The 1,592-nt window shown below is 51.8% G+C and carries 2 protein-coding genes; both read right to left on the bottom strand.

Translation table 11 applies throughout. The features are described from left to right. Positions 1 to 547: type IV pilus twitching motility protein PilT (locus tag WBM60_RS00045; protein WP_424282607.1), on the bottom strand; the 547-nt coding region annotated here is incomplete at its 3' end. A 12-nt stretch (positions 548 to 559) separates the two neighbouring features. Continuing rightward, the coding region (locus tag WBM60_RS00050; protein ID WP_424282608.1) for a type IV pilus twitching motility protein PilT at positions 560 to 1,592 on the bottom strand (1,033 nt) is incomplete at its 5' end.

Below are 1,592 nucleotides of genomic sequence, written 5' to 3' on the forward strand. Positions count from 1 at the left end.
CGTGGCTGACTTCACGCTGTGACAAAACGCACTTTTTGTTGAGATGAACGAACTCCACAGGGTCTTCAATGGTGACGATATGTTTGCTGAAGTTTTCGTTTATCTCGTTAATGATCGCAGCCAGCGTCGTGGATTTACCTGAGCCAGTAGGACCAGTGACGAGGACCAGTCCACGCTCAAGATAGGCCAGGTCACGAATCGGTTTGGGTATGTTGAGTTCATCGAACGTGAGAATTTTTTCCGGAATGATACGAAAGACAGCGCCAACACCCCGGTGCTGATTCAGGAAGTTAACACGAAAACGCGCTTCACCCGGCAGGGCCCAGGCGAAGTCGAGGTCGCCACATGCTTCGAACTCCTGCCATTGTTCCTCGGAACTTATCTCACGCAACAACGCCCTCATTTCCTCATCCGAAATGCTTCCCCAGCCTTCGACATCGGTCAGATTGCCGTGAATACGCACACGGGGCGGTTGGGTGGCTAGCAAATGCAGGTCCGAGCCGCCTTTTTCTTTCAGATATCGAAATAGTTCGTCAATCCTGGCCAAGTCGCTCTCCTGTTACTTGAAACTTTCGGGTTGTTCGGCATGCCTGATCGCTTCCTTCTTGGTGATCACCTTGTCTTTCATTAACTGGGTTAGTGATGCGTCCAATAGGCGCTGACCCTGGGCTCTGCCTGTTTGCAGAATTGAAGTTATCTGGAAAGTCCGGTTTTCCCGGATGAGGTTGGCGACTGCATTGTTGTTGATCATGACCTCAAATGCCGCAACCTGGCCCCGGTCGTCCGCGCGCTGCACCAATCGCTGGCAAAAGACAACTTTTAGCGATTCCGACAGCATCCTGCGAATTTGGCAAATCTGATCAGGTGGAAAGACGCCTAGCAAACGGTTGATGGTGCGTATGGCATTGGAGGTATGCAGTGTCGCCATGACGAGGTGACCGGTTTCAGCAGCAGTTATGGCGAGCGAGATAGTCTCTAAATCACGCAGTTCGCCTATAACGATTACGTCGGGGTCTTCCCGCAGGGCCGCTCTCAAAGCCTTGGGAAACGATTCGGTCTGGGCTCCTACTTCACGTTGGGTGACATTGCACGAGTCTGAGTTGTGCACGTACTCAATCGGGTCTTCGATGGTCAGGATGTGATCCGCTCGTCGCTTATTGATCAGGTTCGCCATTGCAGCCATGGTCGAAGACTTACCACAACCCGCTGGACCTGTGAATAACAAAAGACCCTGGTGAAATTCAGTATATTGCTCAAACTCTTTTGGAAGCCCGAGCTCAGCGAAAGTTGGCGGAGAGGGCTTGATGGCGCGAAATACTGCGTCGTAACCGCGCTGTTGCTTGTAAATGTTAGCGCGGAAACGACCCACCCCTTGTATTTCGTACGCGAAATCGATTTGGAACTTCTCTTTGAGTTGTTTTAGTTGCGACTCACTTAATATTTCCATGATGAGTTTCTCGCACTCACCGGAGCTCAGTACATCAGGCGTGGCGTCACAGAACTTGCCACCAACGCGAAGACGCAACATCGCACCGCTGTGGACGTGGAGGTCACTGGCATTCTGCTCGATCGCTTGTTGCAGGAGGTTTCGA

Source organism: Eudoraea sp. (genome assembly GCF_049669105.1).
Lineage (GTDB): Bacteria > Bacteroidota > Bacteroidia > Flavobacteriales > Flavobacteriaceae > Eudoraea.